This is a genomic window from Bacillus sp. GM2, from assembly GCF_056155945.1.
Map to the genome: position 1 here is coordinate 900,835 of NZ_JBRKSZ010000007.1, position 19,990 is coordinate 920,824.

A 19,990-nucleotide genomic window follows, 5' to 3' on the forward strand; every position below is an offset into this window, starting at 1 on the left:
AACAATAGAACAAATTGTATTCTATCAAACACACCCTTAGATTGCAATATAAATGTAAAGTATTTTTATTTGAAAGCTCCGCTTCGCGGGAATGTTTGCAGACCTTGTGGGCACACTAACACCAGTTATGTTTTTGGAGGGAATGCAAATATGGAGAAAAAGAAGCTTGATTTAAGTCAATATGCAGTCCGGACAGACTTAGCCGTGGAAGCGAGGGATCTGGCAGAGGAAAAGGAAGCTTCTCCAAAGAAAGAGCTGAAAGGGTTTACAGTCAAAGAATACGAAAAAGACGGGATCAAAATTCAGACAATGGACATTGATGAAGAAGGAGCGAAGCTGTCGGGGAAAAAAGCCGGCCGCTATTTAACCTTTGAAACACAAGGGATCAGACAGCAGGATTCCGTATTGCAGGAAAAAGTCGTCAATGTGTTCGCGAAGGAATTTTCCGCATTTCTCGATTATTTGAACATTCCGCGGGATGCCAGCTGCTTAATTGTAGGGCTCGGCAACTGGAATGTCACGCCTGACTCGCTCGGCCCCCTAGTGACGGAGAACCTTCTCGTGACGAGGCACCTTTTTCAGCTGCAGCCCGAAAATGTAGAGGATGGCTACCGTCCGGTGAGCGCGCTTTCCCCGGGAGTCATGGGCTTGACCGGAATTGAAACGAGCGACATTATCCAAGGGGTAATCGATCGCTCAAAGCCCGATTTTGTCATTGCCATTGATGCGCTGGCATCAAGAGGGATCGAGCGTGTGAATTCTACCATTCAAATTTCAGACAGCGGGATACACCCCGGGTCTGGGGTGGGGAATAAAAGAAAAGAGTTAAGCAAGGATACGCTTGGCATTCCGGTCATCGCCATCGGTGTTCCGACGGTGGTCGATGCCGTCACGATCACGAGTGATACGATTGATTATATGCTGAAGCATTTTGGAAGAGAGATGAGAGATGACAGTCCGTCCAGGTCGCTCGTTCCCGCGGGGATGAGCTTTGGGAAAAGAAAGGTCCTCACCGAAGAAGACCTTCCCGATGAGGAGCACCGCAAATCGTTTCTCGGTATAGTCGGAGGCCTCGCAGAGGATGAAAAAAGGCAGCTGATCCATGAAGTCCTCGCTCCGCTCGGCCATAACTTAATGGTGACCCCAAAAGAGGTCGATACCTTTATCGATGATATGGCAAATGTGATTGCGAACGGTCTGAACACAGCGCTTCATGAAAATGTCTCGCAGGACAATAAAGGAATGTATAACCACTAAGATCAAGGCGGCTGACCAGGCCGCTTTTTTTCGTGCTTATAGCATTGCCGGAACTTGTTCTACTTCCTCTATCTTGTACATAGTCTATTTACTAGACAAGCTCTGGAGGGATTTGCGATGAGAAAAAGAGGCAGGAATCGTCAGTTTGTGCTGGCTGTAAATGGAAGAAATGCGGTTAAGACAGTATTCTTATTTATCGTCAGCCTGCTGCTCGTTTTTATTTTATCAGGCGTGCTGACATCGCTGCGTCCTGAGTTAAGGCCGTCTTCATCGTTGTACCGGGTGACTGATGAACTGGCGGGCGAGACCTTTGGGCTCATTTTGGGAATGGAAAACCACTACTTCGCATCAGAATTGCCGGAACCGAATAAACGCTTTGAGCTTTCTCCCATCGTCTTGAAACTGGCGACCAGCATTAATTTAAAAGATCCGCGAAGTTTTCTCGGGCGGGAGCTTCCGGGCTTCTCTCATTTTGACTCGGAAATCCTCATTGCAGGGCAAGGGACGGATTACACGAATATGCCGTCAGAATCTCCGCCGCCGACAGAGGTCTTAAAAGAGGAGAGAGAAGCGAATCTTGCAGAGCTTGAAGGGAAGCAGAAAAAGAAAACAGGGGAGGAAAAACCCCCTGAACAATCGACGGGCGGCCGAAAAGTCGTATTTATCTACAATACGCACAATACGGAATCGTATCTCCCCTTTTTAAAAGGTGAGACGGAACCTAATCGGGCGATTCATTCGAAAGCAAATGTTACGCTTGTCAGCGATATGCTCGCAAATGCGATGAAATCGCAGGGTGTCGGGGCAATGGTGGATAAAACCGATTTTCAGGCGAATTTGCGGAAAAAAGGCTGGGCCTATGCCCGTTCCTATGATGAATCAAGGCCGGCCGTTAAAGAGGCGATGGCTCAAAACAAAGATTTACAGTATTTTATCGATATTCACAGAGATGCTACACGGAAAAAAGCGACCACAACAACGGTAAACGGAAAAAGCTATGCGAGGCTCGCATTTGTCATCGGTAAGAAGAGTCCTAATTTTGAATCGAATTTTAAATTGGCAAAAGAACTGCATGAACGGCTGGAAAAAAAATATCCCGGTTTGAGCCGCGGTGTTATATCTAAGGGAGCTGCCGGGGATAATGGCATATATAATCAGGATTTAAACGAAAGATCCGTCTTAATCGAATTTGGCGGCGTAGATAATAACCGCGAAGAGCTGGAGCGGGCTGCAGAAGCGATGGCGGATGTATTCAGCGAGATGTACTGGAATGCTGAAAAAGTTGATGCAGACTCCGGTGAAGACGATAAGAAAAAACAATAGAGGCAGGTGATCGAAGTGGCTTCTTTTATGGGAAAATGCATATTGGCTTGCGCTGTCATGTTTTTCGGCGTTCTTCTCGGCATGCAGCAGGCGAACAACGGAATGATTGAAATGAAAGGGTACGAGGACCCTGATTTAAAAGCAGCGCTCAGCATATCTGAAGGGGATGCGAAAGAGGCGTCAGTCCTCGGCCATCAAATCGATTTGGAGGAAAAACAAAAAGAGCTGGAACAGCTGGAAGCTTTCAACCTCTTTTCCTCGGCCGGCCGAGCCCTGGCCGATTCGGTCACAAACACAGCCCGTTCATTGTATGACTGGATAAAGGAAAAAACGGAATAGGTAAAAGAAAAAACGAGCCGGATGCAGGACTCGTTTTTTCTTTTTCGGGTTTAGAAAGCATATGTGACTTAGCATTGAATCTTCACAACCCTATTGATATAATCTAAGCTAGCGCATATTGCGTTTCATAGTAGGAGTGATTAGTGTGACAGATAAAGAAAAACGATTACAAAGGCAGTCGAGAATCCGAAATTTCTCTATTATCGCCCATATCGACCACGGCAAGTCAACGCTTGCGGATCGAATCTTGGAAAAAACGGCGGCAATCACTCAAAGGGAAATGAAAGAACAGCTCCTCGACTCAATGGATTTGGAACGTGAAAGAGGAATCACCATTAAACTGAACTCCGTACAGCTGAAATATCAGGCGAAGGACGGAGAGGAATATATTTTTCATCTGATCGATACCCCGGGACACGTCGATTTTACGTATGAGGTTTCGAGAAGCCTTGCCGCATGCGAAGGCGCGATTCTCGTCGTAGACGCCGCCCAGGGAATCGAGGCGCAAACGCTGGCAAACGTTTACCTTGCGCTTGACAACGACCTTGAAATCCTGCCGGTCATTAATAAAATCGACCTTCCGAGCGCAGAACCCGAACGCGTCCGCCAGGAAGTCGAGGATGTTATCGGTCTTGACGCTTCAGAAGCCGTCCTTGCTTCAGCAAAAGCAGGCATCGGAATTGAGGAAATATTGGAGCAGATCGTTGAAAAGGTTCCCGCACCAAGCGGAGATCCGGAAGCGCCGCTTCAGGCGCTGATCTTTGACTCCCTGTATGATGCTTACCGCGGGGTCGTCGCCTATATCAGAGTCGTGCAAGGTACCGTAAAAGCCGGTCAAAAAATCAAGATGATGGCGACCGGAAAGGAATTTGAAGTCACTGAAGTCGGCGTTTTCACACCGAAGGCCGTTCCGGCTGACGAACTGACTGTCGGCGACGTCGGATTCCTGACGGCAGCAATCAAAAACGTCGGAGACACTCGTGTAGGGGATACGATTACGAGCGCGGAAAACCCTGCACCCGAAGCCCTGCCAGGCTACAGAAAGCTGAATCCGATGGTTTATTGCGGCCTGTATCCGATTGATACAGCGAAATACAACGACTTGCGGGAAGCGCTTGAAAAACTTGAGCTGAACGATTCAGCCCTGCAGTACGAAGCGGAAACGTCCCAAGCTCTCGGATTCGGCTTCCGCTGCGGTTTTTTAGGGATGCTCCACATGGAAATCATCCAGGAGCGGATTGAACGCGAATTCAACATCGATTTGATTACGACGGCTCCGAGCGTAATCTACGACGTGTACATGACAGACGGTGAAAAAATCGTCGTCGATAACCCGTCAAACATGCCTGATCCGCAGAAGATCGACCGGGTGGAAGAACCGTTCGTCAAAGCGACGATGATGGTGCCGAACGACTTTGTCGGAGCGGTCATGGAACTGTGCCAGGGCAAGCGCGGCCAGTTTATTGATATGCAGTACCTTGATGCGAACCGCGTCAGCATTGTCTACGAAATTCCGCTTGCGGAAATCGTCTACGAGTTTTTCGATCAGCTTAAATCAAATACGAAAGGCTATGCGTCATTTGATTACGAACTCATCGGATATAAACCGTCCAAGCTCGTGAAAATGGATATTATGCTGAACGGCGAAAAAATCGATGCCCTTTCCTTTATCGTTCACCGCGATTATGCTTATGAACGAGGAAAAGTTATCGTCGAAAAGCTGAAAGAGCTCATTCCGCGCCAGCAGTTTGAAGTGCCTGTCCAGGCAGCCATCGGTACAAAAATTGTCGCCCGTTCAACCATCAAAGCAATGCGCAAAAACGTTTTGGCGAAGTGCTACGGCGGGGATATTTCCAGAAAGCGCAAACTGCTTGAAAAGCAAAAGGAAGGAAAGCGAAGAATGAAACAGGTCGGCTCTGTCGAAGTTCCGCAGGAAGCCTTTATGGCAGTCCTGAAAATGGACGACAGCGGCCCGAAATCATAATCATGAGCCGCCGCAGCGTAACACACTGCGGCTTCTTCCTGTAAAAGAAGGTGAAAACAATGAAAGCAGCATATATACATATTCCGTTTTGCGAGCACATTTGCCATTATTGCGACTTCAACAAGTTTTTTATTCAATCTCAGCCCGTTGATGAATATTTGCGTTCCTTAGAGAAGGAAATGGCCAATTCAATGGAGGCAACCGGACATCCGGAGCTGAAAACGATCTTTATCGGGGGAGGAACGCCGACATCGCTGTCGGCAGCTCAGCTCGAACGGCTCCTCGATTCCATTCATCGCGTTTTGAAACCGTCCGAAAGCCTTGCTGAATTTGCAGTGGAAGCCAATCCCGACGATTTATCAGCTGAAAAGCTGGATGTTTTAAAAGCTGCCGGTGTAGACAGGCTGAGCTTTGGCGTGCAGACGTTTGAAGACGAGCTGCTGAAAAAAATCGGCAGGGTTCACGAGCAAAAAGACGTACTCGTTTCGTTTGAAAGAGCGAGAAAGGCGGGGTTTGATAATATCAGCCTTGATCTGATGTTCGGTCTGCCCGGACAAACCATCGGCCACCTCGCTTCATCGCTCGATACGGCGCTTGCCCTCGGTGCTGAACACTATTCGGTTTATTCGCTGATCGTCGAACCGAAAACCGTTTTCTACAACTTGATGAAAAAAGGCCGGCTTCACCTGCCGCCGCAGGATCAGGAAGCTGAAATGTACGAACTCGTTATGCGGAAAATGGAAGAAGCGGGCATCGGCCAATACGAAATCAGCAACTACGCCAAAAAAGGATATGAGAGCAAACATAACCTCACATATTGGAACAATGAGGATTATTTCGGTTTTGGCGCGGGCGCACACGGTTATATCAATGGTGAAAGAACGGTAAATGCGGGCCCTGTCAAACATTATATCGACCTGATTGAACAATCCGGCTTTCCTTATAAGGAAAAGCACATGGTCACAAAAAATGAACAGATTGAAGAAGAAATGTTTCTCGGTCTTCGAAAAACTGAGGGAGTAAACAAAGAGCGCTTTTTCGAAACATATGGAAGATCTGTTGACGATCTCTTTCCGAAGGTGCTCCATTCGCTGGAAGAAACAGGGTTGATTGTGAACACGAACAAAAACGTGTTTCTAACACATAATGGAAAACTGTTGGGAAATGAAGTATTTCAGGCATTCCTGGGTGAGTTATAATTGACATTTTGATTTCGGTTTGGTAATTTTGATATACAATTAGCACTCAGTTGTGCCGAGTGCTAACAGGGGTGATATGGATGTTAACAAATCGTCAGCTGTTAATCTTGCAGGTTATCGTCAACGATTTCATTCGTTCAGCTCAGCCGGTAGGATCAAGAACGCTTTCCAAAAAGGAAGATATCACATTCAGCTCGGCAACGATCAGAAACGAAATGGCTGACTTGGAAGAGCTCGGTTTTATCGAAAAAACCCACTCATCTTCAGGCCGGATTCCTTCTGAAAAGGGCTATCGCTATTATGTCGATCATCTGCTTTCACCTGGAAAGCTGTCAAAAACGGACTTAAACATTATTCATTCGATTTTCAAAGAAAAAATCTTTGAACTCGAAAAAGCCGTGCAGAAGTCGGCCCAAGTGCTGTCCGACCTGACAAATTATACATCGATTGTCCTCGGTCCGAGACTGAGTGAAAACCATCTCAAACAGATCCAGATTGTACCGATTCAGCCCAAGAAGGCCGTTGCCATTCTAGTAACGAATACCGGCCATGTGGAGAATAAAACGATTAATTTCCCGGCGGAGGTCGATCTTTCCGATCTCGAGAAGCTGGTGAATATATTAAATGAACGCCTTAGAGGCGTGCCGATCTCAGAACTGAAAGACAGGATTTTCAAAGAGGTTGTCATCTTCTTGAAGTCGCACATTCAAAATTACGATACGATTTTGCACGCGCTCGGCGCAACGCTGGATTCATCTGTTCAAACCGACCGGCTGTTTTTCGGCGGCAAGATTAACATGCTGAACCAGCCCGAATTTCACGATATTGACAGAGTGAAATCGCTATTGTCGCTCATTGAGAAAGAACAGGAGATTCTCCGGCTCTTTCAGTCGACTGAGTCCGGAATTACCATCAAAATCGGCAAAGAAAACGACTATGAAGAGATGGAAAACTGCAGCCTGATTACCGCAACATACACGGTCGGCTCAAAACAGATCGGCTCCATTGCGGTCATCGGACCGACGCGCATGGACTACTCCCGCGTCGTCGGCTTGCTTCAGCACGTATCATCTGACTTGTCAAAAGCGCTGACAAGTTTGTATGATGGGTAAGGCAGTACCTGAAAACAAACAGAAGGGAGGAATCCCTTCTTTATCATGAAACTCATCCTTTAAGGGAGGTGAACACAGATGGCAGAAGAAAAACAAAACGAAGAGCTAAACGAACAAGAGGAACTGAACGAGACAGAAGCGGAGACAGCCGAAGCTGAACAAACGGCTGCTGAAGCTGATGCCCCGGCAGAAGAAACTCAAACAGAAATGCTTGAAAAACAACTAAAAGAACTTCAAGAACGTCTTGAAGAAAAAGAAAATAAACTTTTACGTGTTCAGGCGGACTTTGAAAACTACAAAAGACGCGCACGCCTTGATCTCGAGGCTGCTGAAAAGTACCGCTCCCAGCGCATCATCAGCGATTTGCTGCCGGCGCTTGACAACTTTGAGCGCGCACTTCAGATCGATCCTGACAATGAGCAGACGAAAAGCCTGCTTCAAGGAATGGAAATGGTGCACCGTCAAATTTTGGAGGCTCTTAAAAATGAAGGAGTTGAACAGATTCCATCAGTCGGAGAGCAATTTGACCCGAACATGCACCAAGCTGTTATGCAGGTTGAGGATGAAGCGTACGAATCAAACGCAGTCGTTGAGGAACTGCAAAAAGGCTATAAACTTAAGGACCGGGTGATCCGTCCTTCTATGGTAAAAGTCAATCAATAACTACATAGCAGGAGGTAAAAATCATGAGCAAAGTAATCGGAATCGACTTGGGAACAACGAACTCATGCGTTGCAGTGCTTGAAGGCGGAGAGCCGAAAGTCATCCCAAATCCAGAAGGAGCCCGCACGACTCCTTCAGTTGTCGCATTTAAAAACGGAGAACGCCAGGTGGGTGAAGTGGCGAAACGCCAGTCCATCACGAACCCGAACACGATCATGTCGATCAAGCGCCACATGGGCACTGACTATACAGTTGAAATTGAAGGCAAAAAGTACACGCCGCAAGAAGTGTCTGCCATCATCCTTCAGCATTTGAAATCATATGCTGAAAGCTATTTGGGCGAAACCGTGTCTAAAGCCGTGATCACAGTTCCTGCATACTTCAACGATGCAGAGCGTCAAGCGACTAAAGATGCCGGTAAAATCGCCGGACTTGAAGTTGAGCGGATCATCAACGAGCCGACTGCAGCTGCGCTTGCCTACGGTCTGGATAAAACGGAAGAAGATCAGACGATCCTCGTCTACGACCTTGGCGGCGGTACATTCGACGTTTCCATCCTTGAATTGGGAGACGGCGTATTCGAAGTTCGCTCTACAGCGGGTGACAACCGCCTTGGAGGAGACGACTTTGACCAAGTGATCATCGATCATCTCGTCTCAGAATTCAAAAAAGAAAACGGCATCGACCTTTCTAAAGACAAAATGGCGCTTCAGCGCTTAAAAGATGCTGCTGAGAAAGCGAAAAAAGACCTTTCCGGCGTATCTTCTACGCAAATTTCCCTGCCGTTTATCACAGCGGGTGAAGCAGGTCCGCTGCACCTTGAATTGACACTGACCCGCGCGAAGTTTGAAGAGCTGTCTTCACACTTGGTAGAGCGCACAATGGGTCCTGTACGCCAGGCTCTTCAAGATGCGGGACTTTCTGCAAGCGAAATCGACAAAGTCATCCTTGTCGGCGGATCAACACGTATTCCTGCCGTTCAGGAAGCGATCAAAAAAGAAACTGGAAAAGAAGCGCATAAAGGCGTCAACCCTGACGAAGTCGTAGCCCTTGGTGCAGCAATTCAAGGCGGCGTCATCACAGGCGATGTCAAAGATGTTGTCCTTCTGGACGTAACTCCGCTGTCACTTGGTATCGAAACGATGGGCGGCGTGTTCACGAAGCTGATTGAGCGCAACACGACAATCCCGACAAGCAAGTCCCAAGTGTTCTCAACAGCGGCCGACAACCAAACAGCGGTTGACATCCACGTGCTCCAAGGTGAGCGCCCAATGGCTGCCGACAACAAAACGCTCGGACGCTTCCAGCTTACAGATATCCCGCCGGCTCCTCGCGGCGTACCGCAAATCGAAGTGTCATTTGACATTGATAAAAACGGTATCGTCAACGTCAGCGCGAAAGATCTGGGCACTGGCAAAGAGCAAAACATCACGATCAAATCTTCTTCAGGCCTTTCTGACGACGAGATCGAGCGTATGGTGAAAGAGGCTGAAGAAAACGCCGAAGCAGATGCGAAGAAAAAAGAAGAAATCGAGCTTCGCAACGAAGCGGACCAGCTTGTCTTCACAACTGAAAAAACGCTGAAAGATCTTGAAGGCAAAGCCGATGAAGCACAGGTGAAAAAAGCGAATGAAGCAAAAGACGCGCTAAAAGCTGCGATCGAGAAAAATGACCTTGATGAAATCAAGGCGAAAAAAGATGAGCTGCAAGCGATCGTTCAAGAGCTTTCAATGAAGCTTTACGAAGAAGCCGCAAAACAGGCTCAGGCTCAGCAAGACGGCGGAGCTGGCGCTAAAAAAGCCGATGATAATGTCGTGGACGCTGAATATGAAGAAGTAAACGACGACAAAGATCAAAAATAATCGAAATAAAATGTGCTGTGCTTACCCCGGTTTGCACAGCACATGACCTTACAGGCGATGAAAGTCAAAGTCAGGATCTCTTGACTTTGACTTTTTTCTTCCTAAAGGACAAAAGGAATTGAAAAAACATAATTTGAAATGATACAATCTAATTTATGTGAGAAAATCGGGAGTGTGAAGAGATGAGTAAGCGTGATTACTATGAGGTGCTTGGGGTAGGTAAGAGCGCTTCTAAAGATGAGATTAAAAAAGCTTACCGCAAGCTTTCTAAAAAATATCACCCGGACATCAACAAAGAAGCCGGAGCGGCTGAAAAATTCAAAGAAGTCAAAGAAGCCTATGAAACACTTTCTGATGACCAAAAACGGGCCCATTACGACCAGTTCGGCCACACCGACCCAAATCAAGGATTCGGAGGCGGAGGTTTCGGCGGAGGCGACTTCGGCGGCTTTGGGTTTGACGATATTTTCTCAAGCATTTTCGGAGGCGGCGCAAGGCGGAGAGACCCGAATGCCCCGAGGCAGGGTGCCGATCTGCAGTATACGATGACACTGTCATTTGAAGAGGCAGCCTTCGGAAAAGAGACGACGATCGAAATTCCGCGTGAAGAAACGTGCGAAACATGCAGCGGCTCCGGCGCAAAACCGGGAACAAAGCCGGAAACATGTTCACACTGCGGCGGATCAGGCCAGCTGAACATGGAGCAGTCAACACCGTTCGGAAAAGTTGTCAACAGAAGAGTATGTCATTACTGTAATGGAACGGGTAAGCAAATCAAGCACAAATGTTCAACTTGCGGCGGCACAGGAAAAGTGAAAAAACGCAAGAAAATCAATGTCACCATCCCGGCGGGTGTGGACGACGGCCAGCAGCTTCGAGTAGCCGGACAGGGCGAACCGGGGATCAACGGCGGTCCGTCAGGTGACTTATTCGTCGTTTTCCGCGTCCAAGAGCACGAATTTTTCGAGCGCGATGGAGACGATATTTACTGCGAAATGCCGCTGACATTTGCACAGGCTGCCCTTGGAGATGAAATCGAAGTGCCTACTCTTCACGGAAAAGTAAAATTAAAAGTGCCGGCGGGCACCCAGACGGGCACCAAGTTCCGCTTAAAAGGAAAAGGCGTTGCCAACGTGCGCGGGTACGGACAAGGCGATCAGCACATCGTTGTCCGCGTCGTGACACCGACGAATTTAACAGAAAACCAGAAAAATATTCTCCGCGAATTTGCAGAAGTGAGCGGAAATATGCCGGATGAACAGGAAATGAGTTTTTTCGATAAAGTAAAGCGCGCCTTTAAAGGCGATTAATGATTGGATGAGGAGTTGGTAGTATGAAATGGTCCGAAATCTGCATTCACACGACACATGAAGCGGTTGAGCCCATCTCGAATATTTTGCATGAAGCTGGTGCGAGTGGAGTAGTGATTGAAGATCCGCTTGATTTAATTAAAGAGCGTGAGAATGTATACGGAGAAATCTACCAGCTCGATCCCAATGATTATCCTGATGAAGGAGTCATCATCAAAGCGTATCTTCCGATCAACAGCTTTTTGGGGGAGACCGTAGAAGGAATCAAAGAAACGATCAATAATCTGCTGCTGTATGATATTGACCTTGGACGCAACAAAATCACCATCAGCGAGGTTAACGAAGAAGAATGGGCGACAGCATGGAAAAAATATTATCATCCCGTGAAAATTTCCGAGAAGTTTACGATTGTTCCGACTTGGGAAGAGTACACACCGGTTCATACGGATGAACTCATCATCGAGATGGACCCGGGAATGGCGTTTGGAACAGGCACCCACCCGACAACCGTCCTTTGCATACAGGCGCTTGAAAGGTATGTGAAAGAAGGGGATTCGGTCGTGGACGTCGGAACGGGAACCGGCATTTTGAGCATTGCTTCAGCCATGCTTCGCGCCAAACAGGTTGAAGGATATGATCTCGATCCTGTAGCCGTTGAAAGCGCCCGCTTGAACTCCAAGCTCAATAAAGTCAGCGATCATATCGAGATTAAGCAAAATAATCTGCTTGACGGCGTCGAAGGCGAAAAAGACATCATCGTCGCCAATATCCTGGCCGAGGTCATCTTGCGCTTTACGGATCAAGCATACAGCCTGTTGAAAGACGGCGGCTATTTCATCACTTCGGGGATCATCCAGCAGAAAAAACAGGAAGTCAAAGATGCACTGGTGAAAGAAGGCTTTACGATCGTTGAGGTTCTTTCAATGGAGGACTGGGTCAGCATCATCGCTAAAAAATAATCGTTAGTAGGTGTGACAAGCGTATGCAACGATATTTTATCGAACAATCAAAACAAGAGGTCACAGCCGCACCCGCATTCTCGATCAAAGGCGAAGACGTTCATCACATTGCGACTGTGATGAGGATGTCTCCCGGAGATGAGGTCATTTGCTGTGCAAAAGACGGCCATGAAGCGAAATGCCGGATCGAGTCCGTCACTAAAGAAGAGGTTTTATTGAGCGTTATCGAATGGACGGGGGAAACACGCGAACTGCCCGTCCAGATCCATATTGCAAACGGCCTTCCAAAAGGAGATAAGCTGGAATGGATCATTCAAAAAGGGACAGAGCTCGGTGCAAGCTCGTTTATTCCTTTTCAGGCATCGCGCTCCGTTGTTAAACTTGATGAAAAAAAGGCAAAGAAAAAACGGGAAAGGTGGGCGAAAATCGCCAAGGAAGCGGCAGAACAGTCCCACAGAAACGCGATTCCCGATGTGGCGCCGGTTCACACGTTTCAACGTTTGCTTGAGAGCCTTGAGGACTTCGATAAATGTGTCGTTGCATACGAAGAGTCATCAAAGCAAGGCGAGACGAGCCGGTTTCAATCCGTGCTCAAAAGCCTTTCTGAAGGATCATCCGTACTCATGGTGTTTGGTCCTGAAGGCGGATTTACAGAAGAGGAAATTGAGGCGCTAAAAGAAAAAGGTGCCCTCGCCTGCGGGCTCGGTCCGCGGATCTTAAGGGCGGAAACAGCTCCGCTGTACGCGTTGGCGGCAGTTTCTTATCATACAGAGTTATTAAGAGGTGAATAACAATGGCAACCGTTGCATTTCATACACTTGGCTGCAAGGTCAACCATTATGAAACAGAAGCAATCTGGCAGCTTTTTAAAGAAGCCGGCTACGAAAGAAAAGAATTTGAAAGTTCGGCGGACGTATACGTCATTAATACATGCACCGTCACAAATACGGGTGATAAAAAGAGCCGCCAGGTGATCAGACGGGCGATCCGCCAAAATCCTGACGCCGTCATTTGCGTGACAGGGTGCTACGCCCAGACTTCCCCGGCGGAAATCATGGCGATCCCGGGCGTTGATATCGTCGTCGGTACACAAGACCGCGAAAAAATGCTCGGCTATATTAAGCAGTACCAGGAAGAAAGACAGCCGATTAACGGCGTCAGCAATATTATGAAAGCGAGAGTGTTTGAGGAGCTTGATGTTCCTGCATTTACCGACAGAACGCGTGCTTCTTTGAAAATTCAAGAAGGCTGCAACAATTTCTGCACATTCTGCATCATTCCGTGGGCGCGCGGCCTGCTTCGTTCCCGCGACCCTGAGGAAGTCATCCGCCAGGCGCAGCAGCTCGTTGATGCCGGCTATAAAGAAATCGTTTTGACCGGTATCCATACCGGCGGTTATGGAGAAGATATGAAAGACTACAACTTTGCGCAGCTGTTGAAAGAATTGGACAGCCGTGTGAAAGGTCTGAAAAGAATCCGTATCTCTTCAATCGAAGCGAGCCAAATTACAGACGAAGTCATCGAAGTGCTTGACCGCTCAGACAAGATCGTCAGACACCTTCACATCCCGCTTCAATCCGGCTCAAACAGCGTTTTAAAGCGGATGAGAAGAAAGTATACGATGGAGTTTTTCGCCGACCGGCTGACAAAACTCAAAAAAGCTCTTCCGGGGCTTGCAGTCACCTCTGATGTGATTGTCGGCTTCCCGGGTGAAACGGAAGAAGAATTCATGGAGACGTATAACTTTATCAAAGAACACAAGTTTTCCGAGCTCCACGTCTTCCCGTACAGCAAACGGACCGGAACCCCTGCAGCACGCATGGACGGCCAGGTTGACGAAAACGTGAAAAACGAAAGGGTTCATAAACTGATCGCTCTTTCAGACCAGCTTGCGAAAGAATATGCATCAGACTATGAAGGCGACGTTCTGGAGATCATTCCGGAAGAGCCGTTCACGGAAACGGGCGAAGGCAACCTGCTTGTCGGCTACACGGACAACTATATTAAAGTCGTTTTCGAAGGTTCAGAAGACCTGATCGGCCAGCTTGTTAAAGTGAAGATCTTAAAAGCCGGCTATCCGTACAACAAAGGACAGTTCGTCCGCGTCGCGGAAGACGACGTCCGCGAAAACATCCGCTTATCGTCATAAATCATCAATTCAGCCGGTTCACAAAAAAGGTGTTCCGGCTTTTTTTGCGAATATCTTAAGCAAACAACCACCTAAAAAGGAGTCAGGATGATGACAAAACAAATTGCGCGAATGATCGATCACACTGCATTGAAGCCAGATACCGTCAAATCCGAAATCGAAGCGCTTTGCAAAGAAGCGCGTGTTTACGGTTTTGCCTCCGTTTGTGTCAACCCTTGCTGGGTGAAGCTTTGCGCCGAGCTTCTTAAAGAGTCAGAGGTGAAAGTATGTACAGTTATCGGCTTTCCTTTAGGTGCAGCGTCTCCGGAAACAAAAGCCTTTGAAACCAGGCAGGCAATTGCAGACGGTGCCGGTGAAGTTGATATGGTGATCAACATCGGTGCACTAAAAGACCGCGATACGGGAACAGTGGAACATGACATCAGGGCGGTGACAGACGCGGCCGACGGCAAAGCTCTTGTAAAAGTCATCATAGAGACGTCGCTTTTGACGGATGAAGAAAAAAGGCTGGCTTGTGAACTGGCCGTAAAAGCAGGCGCCGACTTTGTCAAAACATCGACCGGTTTTTCCGGCGGCGGTGCGACAGTCCGGGATATAAAACTGATGCGGGAAGCTGTCGGACCTGATATCGGCGTTAAAGCTTCAGGTGGCGTCCGCGATAAGGAAAGCGCACTTGCCATGATTGAAGCCGGAGCGACGAGAATCGGAGCGAGCGCCGGCGTGTCGATTGTCAAAGGGTTAACAGCGGATGAAGACTACTAATCAAACAAAAACCAGGCGTTTATCGGGCCTGGTTTTTGTTTGGAATGAGAAACATGATCAGCGAATGAAACAGATTTGAGAGCGGCAAAAACAATAGGGACGTGACGACGTTGAACAGCAGGCTGAAATGGGCAATCTGCTGGGCGGGGCTTTCGGACAGTCCGGAGATAAAGCCTGTGATTGATGAGAGCAGAGGGTATACAGCTGCTACACCAATGACATTAAACAGAACATGGGCATAAGCTGTTTGCCTGGCTGCAGCTCCGCCTTTGAAGGATGCCATCACGGCCGTAATGCATGTCCCGATGTTGGAGCCAAGAACAACGCTCATCGCTTCGGTCAATCCGACGACACCTTGATCCATAAAGCTCATCAGGATGCCGACACACGCCGAACTGGAATGAATCATCGCGGTCAAAACGGTGCCGATGAACAAAGCGTAAAGCGATGAATCTTCGGCAAGCTGCACGATATAAGCGCCCGAGTCTAGCTGTGACAACGGCACGGCAAGCCGGCTGAAACCGCTGATACAGAAAAAAATAACCCCCAAGCCGATCATGCTTACGCCGACTTGCCGAAAAGGGGATTTTCCGGCAATGAAAAGAGCTGCACCTGCGGCCAAAAGGGCAAAAATCAAAAATTCCAGCTTCACCGCCAAAAATTCCGTTGTGAAAGTGGACCCGATGTTTGTCCCTAAAATGAGCGGAATCGAACGTTTAAATGAAAGAGCGCCTACTGAGACAAACCCTATGACGATCACCATAAATGCCGAGCTGCTTTGCAAAATCCCCGTAAATATAATACTGACCAAAAAAGCTTTCACCGGATGATCCGTGAAAAACAGCAGCCGCTTTTCGATTTTTTCAAATGTTAGTGAAATCAGGCCTTTTCTCAGCATGCTCATGCCTTTGAGAAAAAGAACGATCAATAATACGAACAAGATCAAGATCATCATCAGTTTTTCGAACAGCCTCCTTTATAAATATATACAGACAAGCTGCCGAAATCATGACTGAACAATAAAACGATTCTCCTTGGTTGACCTTACCGGAGGCTTATATTATAATGTCAAAGTACATGTTTATATGTATGTCTTTTTTTAAAGCAGTCGATTGGTGTATTCGGAGGGAGGGAAAGAGAATGTCAAAAACGGTCGTTAGAAAAAACGAATCGCTTGAAGATGCTCTTCGTCGCTTCAAACGCAGTGTATCAAAGACAGGTACTTTGCAGGAAGCAAGAAAGCGTGAATTTTATGAAAAACCTAGCGTAAGACGCAAGAAAAAGTCTGAAGCTGCAAGAAAGCGCAAATACTAAAAGAGGGTGGATTTATGAGTCTTCTTGAGCGGCTGAATCAAGATATGAAGCTCTATATGAAAAACCGTGAGAAAGACAAACTGACTGTCATTCGCATGGTCAAAGCTTCGCTTCAAAACGAAGCAATCAAGCTTAAGAAAGACAGGCTGACCGATGATGAAGAACTGACTGTTCTTTCTCGTGAATTAAAACAGCGTAAAGACTCCCTCCATGAATTTTCAAACGCTAATCGTTCAGATTTAGTAGATAAAGTTCAAAAAGAGTTAGACATTCTGGAAGCTTATATGCCTGAACAGCTGACGGAAGAAGAGCTGCTCGACATCGTCAACGAGACGATCGCCGAAGTCGGGGCTTCTTCAAAAGCGGATATGGGCAAAGTGATGAGCGCTGTCATGCCGAAAGTCAAAGGCAAGGCGGACGGCGGTCTCGTCAATAAGCTTGTCAGCAAACAACTGTCTTGAGAAAAAGACGCCTTTTAAGCAATTAAAGGCGTCTTTTTTTGTGCGTGTTCATACAATAGAAAAGTAGTAGAAAGATGAAACCTTTGCTACATGTATAACGTATGTAATGTTAATGATAATAGGGGAAGGAGGCCTCATCCATCATTGCTGCTGAAAAAATTTAGAATTTTTGTTGCTCTGGCCTGCGGTTTTGTTTTATTCTTATTACTAGGCGTTCATTTGACCGTGAAAGCGGATGGAGATACAGTGTATGTCATTCCGATCGAAGAAACCGTTGAAAAAGGGCTTTCAAAATTTCTTGAGCGCTCATTTCAAGAAGCGGAAGATATGAATGCCAAACATATCATACTCGATATCAATACCCCCGGCGGAGCGGTCGACGCAGTCCTTGACATGGCTGATACGATACATAACTCCGACATTCCGGTGACCGCTTATGTGAATAGAAGGGCTCTGTCCGCAGGCGCTTACCTCGCCTTGAATGCAGACGATATTTATATGGCGCCCGGCGGAAAAATGGGAGCTGCCGCGATCATTGACACGCAGGGAAATGCCGCTGACAAAAAGTCGGAATCGCTGTGGCTGGCTGAAATGGAAGACGCAGCCAAAAAAAACGGACGTGATCCGAAATACGCTCTCGCGATGGCCGATGCAGACGTCGATGCTAAAGAAGTAGGGGCGCCAAAGGGCGAGCTGCTCACATTAAGCCCTGACAAAGCGCTGAAAGTCGGCTATTCCGAAGGCACAGTTTCGAGCCTTGATGATCTTTTGAAAAAGCTGAATTTGAAGGATGCCAAAATCGAGCGTGCCGAGGTAAGCTTTGCCGAAAAGGTGGCCAGGTTTATCACGCATCCGGTCGTGATTCCGATTCTTCTTTCAATCGGAAGCCTCGGGCTGATTGTGGAGCTTTATTCTCCTGGTTTTGGGATCCCCGGCTTTATGGGACTCACCGCATTGCTGCTCTTTTTCTACGGTCATCTCGTCGCCGGGCTTGCCGGAATGGAAACGATCCTTCTGTTTGCAGCAGGCATTATTTTAATCATTTTAGAGATTTTTCTGCCGGGCGGAATAGCAGGGATTGCCGGCCTGATCGCAATTGTTGCGAGCCTCTTTTTAGCTTCGGGAAGCTTTAAGGTCATGGCCGTCTCCATTTTGATTGCAACTGCTGTTTCGATAGCGGCATCCATTCTATTGACAAGGGTGTTGGGTAAGCGTATGAAATTTTTTAAAAAATTGATCTTAACCGACTCGACAAGCACAGAAAGCGGATACGTGTCAAATGAAAGCCGGCGCGATTTAATTGGCAAAATCGGCGTCACGTATACACCGCTCAGACCGTCCGGAACGGTCATCATCGACGATGAACGGCTTGATGTTGTATCTGAAGGCTCGTTCACCGCAAAGGATAAGAAAGTGAAAGTGGTTAAAGTGGAAGGCTCACGCATTGTTGTGAGAGAATTATAAATTACATTTTTAGGAGGAATATAATGGATCCGTCAACACTGTTTCTTTTACTTATTATCGCAGCCGGAATCATCCTACTAGCTGTCTTCTTTACATTCGTCCCGGTCATGCTGTGGATCTCGGCTTTGGCCGCTGGTGTTAAAATCAGCATTTTCACACTGATCGGAATGAGGCTCCGCCGCGTCATTCCAAACCGCGTGGTGAACCCGCTCATCAAAGCGCACAAAGCGGGACTTGATGTTGCCATCAATCAGCTGGAAAGCCACTATCTTGCAGGGGGTAATGTTGACCGGGTCGTCAACGCGCTTATCGCTGCCCAACGTGCAAACATTGAACTTACATTCGCCAGATGTGCGGCCATCGATTTAGCGGGCCGTGACGTGCTTGAAGCCGTTCAAATGAGCGTTAATCCGAAAGTCATCGAAACGCCGTTTATTGCCGGTGTAGCAATGGATGGTATCGAAGTGAAAGCAAAAGCGAGAATCACGGTTCGCGCTAACATCGACCGCCTTGTCGGGGGAGCGGGCGAAGAAACGATCATTGCCCGTGTCGGCGAAGGGATCGTTTCGACAATCGGTTCTTCCGATAATCATAAAAAAGTGCTTGAAAACCCAGATATGATTTCACAAACCGTATTGAGCAAAGGGTTGGATTCAGGTACAGCGTTTGAAATTCTATCGATCGATATCGCTGACGTTGACATCGGCAAAAACATCGGAGCGATTCTGCAAACCGACCAGGCTGAAGCCGATAAAAACATCGCCCAGGCGAAAGCGGAAGAGCGCCGCGCCATGGCGGTTGCGCAAGAACAGGAAATGCGCGCCCGCGTCGAAGAAATGCGCGCCAAAGTCGTCGAAGCCGAAGCCGAAGTGCCGCTTGCAATGTCTGAAGCTCTCCGCAGCGGAAAAATCGGCGTCATGGACTACCTCAATATGAAAAACATCGACGCCGACACTGACATGCGCGATTCTTTCGGAAAGATGACGAAAGACCAAAATGAAGAGGATCATAAATAAACAAGCCCCTGTAAAAAGGAGGGAGCTCATTGCTTGATATCCTGTTCGACAATCCGATTATCATGGCGGCCATCATCGCAGCCATTTCCTTCATATTCAACAAGCTCGGAAAAAACGATGAAAATGAAGAAGCGAAGCGAAAACCGGCGCCTGAACAGCAGAGGACGCAGACGCCGAAGCCGAAACAGACGGCGCAGCACCGTCCTGCAAAAAATAAAAACCAGCGGCCGGCAGCGGCAGCTGCAAACAGCGCAGATATGGAAGCAGAGCTCCGCAGAATCAAAGAAGATGCCGAGCGTTCCATGCCGGCCGTTGAACGGACCATTAAAAAGCAGAGCAGCCGGGTGATCAACCGGAAGCAAGAGCTGCTCGACATGAATAAAAAAACAATAGTTCAAGGCATTGTCCTCAGTGAAGTATTCGGCCCTCCGCGGTCGAGAAAGCCGCATTACACAATGAGGCGCCGGCCTAAAATTTAAGTATTAGAACCCCCTTCTCACTCATACATATGAGATGAAAGGGGGTTCTTTTTTTATGGCGCAAAGAAAAAACCGCATCAAAGCGTGGCTGACAAGAACACTGGAAATTCCCCCTGATGTCATGATGGATCTTCCGAGAATTACGATGATAGGAAGACTTCACATATATATTGAAAACCACAGAGGGCTTTTGCTTTTCAGCGATACGGAAGTAAGGCTGATGCTCAAACAGGGGCAGTGCATCATTCAAGGCAAAGACTTTGTCATCAAAACGATTTTGCCTGAGGAAATTCTGCTTGAAGGCACGATTGAGCTTGTCCGCTATATCGATTCATAA

20 protein-coding genes are annotated in these 19,990 nt (G+C 47.6%); 19 read left to right on the plus strand and 1 reads right to left on the minus strand.

Annotated features, from left to right (window positions below; translation table 11 throughout):
• The first annotated feature begins 150 nt into the window (after window positions 1-150).
• The 13 genes from gpr (at window position 151) to deoC (ending at window position 14,919) form a co-directional block, all read left to right on the plus strand.
• Complete coding sequence (gene gpr, locus ACVC9U_RS05575) at window positions 151-1,257, plus strand: GPR endopeptidase (protein WP_050820711.1); 1,107 nt, start codon at window positions 151-153, stop codon at window positions 1,255-1,257.
• Window positions 1,258-1,374: 117 nt separating this feature from the next.
• The gene (spoIIP, locus tag ACVC9U_RS05580; protein ID WP_441390233.1) at window positions 1,375-2,580 is read left to right on the plus strand and encodes a stage II sporulation protein P; all 1,206 of its coding nucleotides are present in this window, start codon (window positions 1,375-1,377) and stop codon (window positions 2,578-2,580) included.
• A 15-nt stretch (window positions 2,581-2,595) separates the two neighbouring features.
• Entirely contained in the window at window positions 2,596-2,919 is a 324-nt protein-coding gene (locus ACVC9U_RS05585) for a YqxA family protein (protein WP_003183676.1), read from the plus strand.
• A 145-nt stretch (window positions 2,920-3,064) separates the two neighbouring features.
• Window positions 3,065-4,903: a translation elongation factor 4 gene (gene lepA / locus ACVC9U_RS05590; RefSeq protein WP_003183674.1), complete on the plus strand. Its 1,839-nt coding sequence runs from the start codon at window positions 3,065-3,067 to the stop codon at window positions 4,901-4,903.
• A gap of 59 nt (window positions 4,904-4,962) precedes the next feature.
• Window positions 4,963-6,102, plus strand: coding sequence for a radical SAM family heme chaperone HemW (hemW, locus tag ACVC9U_RS05595; RefSeq protein WP_009327869.1), 1,140 nt, complete (start codon window positions 4,963-4,965; stop codon window positions 6,100-6,102).
• An 80-nt stretch (window positions 6,103-6,182) separates the two neighbouring features.
• On the plus strand, window positions 6,183-7,214 hold the full coding sequence (gene hrcA, locus ACVC9U_RS05600) for a heat-inducible transcriptional repressor HrcA (RefSeq protein WP_003183671.1): 1,032 nt from the start codon (window positions 6,183-6,185) through the stop codon (window positions 7,212-7,214).
• Window positions 7,215-7,292: 78 nt separating this feature from the next.
• A complete protein-coding gene (grpE, locus tag ACVC9U_RS05605) occupies window positions 7,293-7,877 on the plus strand; it encodes a nucleotide exchange factor GrpE (protein WP_003183669.1) in 585 nt (194 codons plus the stop codon).
• A 23-nt stretch (window positions 7,878-7,900) separates the two neighbouring features.
• Window positions 7,901-9,739 carry a molecular chaperone DnaK gene (dnaK, locus tag ACVC9U_RS05610; protein ID WP_003183668.1) on the plus strand — a complete coding sequence of 613 codons (1,839 nt, stop codon included), beginning with the start codon at window positions 7,901-7,903 and terminating at the stop codon, window positions 9,737-9,739.
• A gap of 182 nt (window positions 9,740-9,921) precedes the next feature.
• Window positions 9,922-11,049 (plus strand): molecular chaperone DnaJ, encoded by a 1,128-nt coding sequence (gene dnaJ / locus ACVC9U_RS05615; RefSeq protein ID WP_003183667.1) that lies wholly within the window; start codon window positions 9,922-9,924, stop codon window positions 11,047-11,049.
• 23 nt (window positions 11,050-11,072) lie between these two features.
• The gene (gene prmA, locus ACVC9U_RS05620; protein ID WP_003183664.1) at window positions 11,073-12,008 is read left to right on the plus strand and encodes a 50S ribosomal protein L11 methyltransferase; all 936 of its coding nucleotides are present in this window, start codon (window positions 11,073-11,075) and stop codon (window positions 12,006-12,008) included.
• Between the two features lie 23 nt (window positions 12,009-12,031).
• The gene (locus ACVC9U_RS05625; RefSeq protein WP_003183662.1) at window positions 12,032-12,799 is read left to right on the plus strand and encodes a 16S rRNA (uracil(1498)-N(3))-methyltransferase; all 768 of its coding nucleotides are present in this window, start codon (window positions 12,032-12,034) and stop codon (window positions 12,797-12,799) included.
• Between the two features lie 2 nt (window positions 12,800-12,801).
• On the plus strand, window positions 12,802-14,157 hold the full coding sequence (gene mtaB / locus ACVC9U_RS05630) for a tRNA (N(6)-L-threonylcarbamoyladenosine(37)-C(2))-methylthiotransferase MtaB (protein WP_003183660.1): 1,356 nt from the start codon (window positions 12,802-12,804) through the stop codon (window positions 14,155-14,157).
• A gap of 90 nt (window positions 14,158-14,247) precedes the next feature.
• Entirely contained in the window at window positions 14,248-14,919 is a 672-nt protein-coding gene (deoC, locus tag ACVC9U_RS05635) for a deoxyribose-phosphate aldolase (protein ID WP_011198130.1), read from the plus strand.
• A 19-nt stretch (window positions 14,920-14,938) separates the two neighbouring features.
• Here the strand turns inward: deoC and ACVC9U_RS05640 are convergent, their stop codons facing one another.
• Complete coding sequence (locus ACVC9U_RS05640; RefSeq protein ID WP_003183656.1) at window positions 14,939-15,874, minus strand: Na/Pi symporter; 936 nt, start codon at window positions 15,872-15,874, stop codon at window positions 14,939-14,941.
• A gap of 185 nt (window positions 15,875-16,059) precedes the next feature.
• On the opposite strand from ACVC9U_RS05640, the gene rpsU reads away from it, so the two are divergent.
• The 6 genes from rpsU (at window position 16,060) to yqfC (ending at window position 19,990) form a co-directional block, all read left to right on the plus strand.
• Window positions 16,060-16,233 carry a 30S ribosomal protein S21 gene (rpsU, locus tag ACVC9U_RS05645; protein WP_003183654.1) on the plus strand — a complete coding sequence of 58 codons (174 nt, stop codon included), beginning with the start codon at window positions 16,060-16,062 and terminating at the stop codon, window positions 16,231-16,233.
• A gap of 14 nt (window positions 16,234-16,247) precedes the next feature.
• On the plus strand, window positions 16,248-16,694 hold the full coding sequence (locus ACVC9U_RS05650; protein ID WP_003183651.1) for a GatB/YqeY domain-containing protein: 447 nt from the start codon (window positions 16,248-16,250) through the stop codon (window positions 16,692-16,694).
• Between the two features lie 144 nt (window positions 16,695-16,838).
• On the plus strand, window positions 16,839-18,158 hold the full coding sequence (locus ACVC9U_RS05655; protein WP_003183649.1) for an NfeD family protein: 1,320 nt from the start codon (window positions 16,839-16,841) through the stop codon (window positions 18,156-18,158).
• 23 nt (window positions 18,159-18,181) lie between these two features.
• The gene (gene floA, locus ACVC9U_RS05660) at window positions 18,182-19,174 is read left to right on the plus strand and encodes a flotillin-like protein FloA (RefSeq protein WP_003183647.1); all 993 of its coding nucleotides are present in this window, start codon (window positions 18,182-18,184) and stop codon (window positions 19,172-19,174) included.
• 29 nt (window positions 19,175-19,203) lie between these two features.
• A complete protein-coding gene (locus ACVC9U_RS05665; protein ID WP_003183645.1) occupies window positions 19,204-19,653 on the plus strand; it encodes a hypothetical protein in 450 nt (149 codons plus the stop codon).
• Between the two features lie 55 nt (window positions 19,654-19,708).
• Window positions 19,709-19,990 carry a sporulation protein YqfC gene (gene yqfC, locus ACVC9U_RS05670; protein ID WP_003183644.1) on the plus strand — a complete coding sequence of 94 codons (282 nt, stop codon included), beginning with the start codon at window positions 19,709-19,711 and terminating at the stop codon, window positions 19,988-19,990.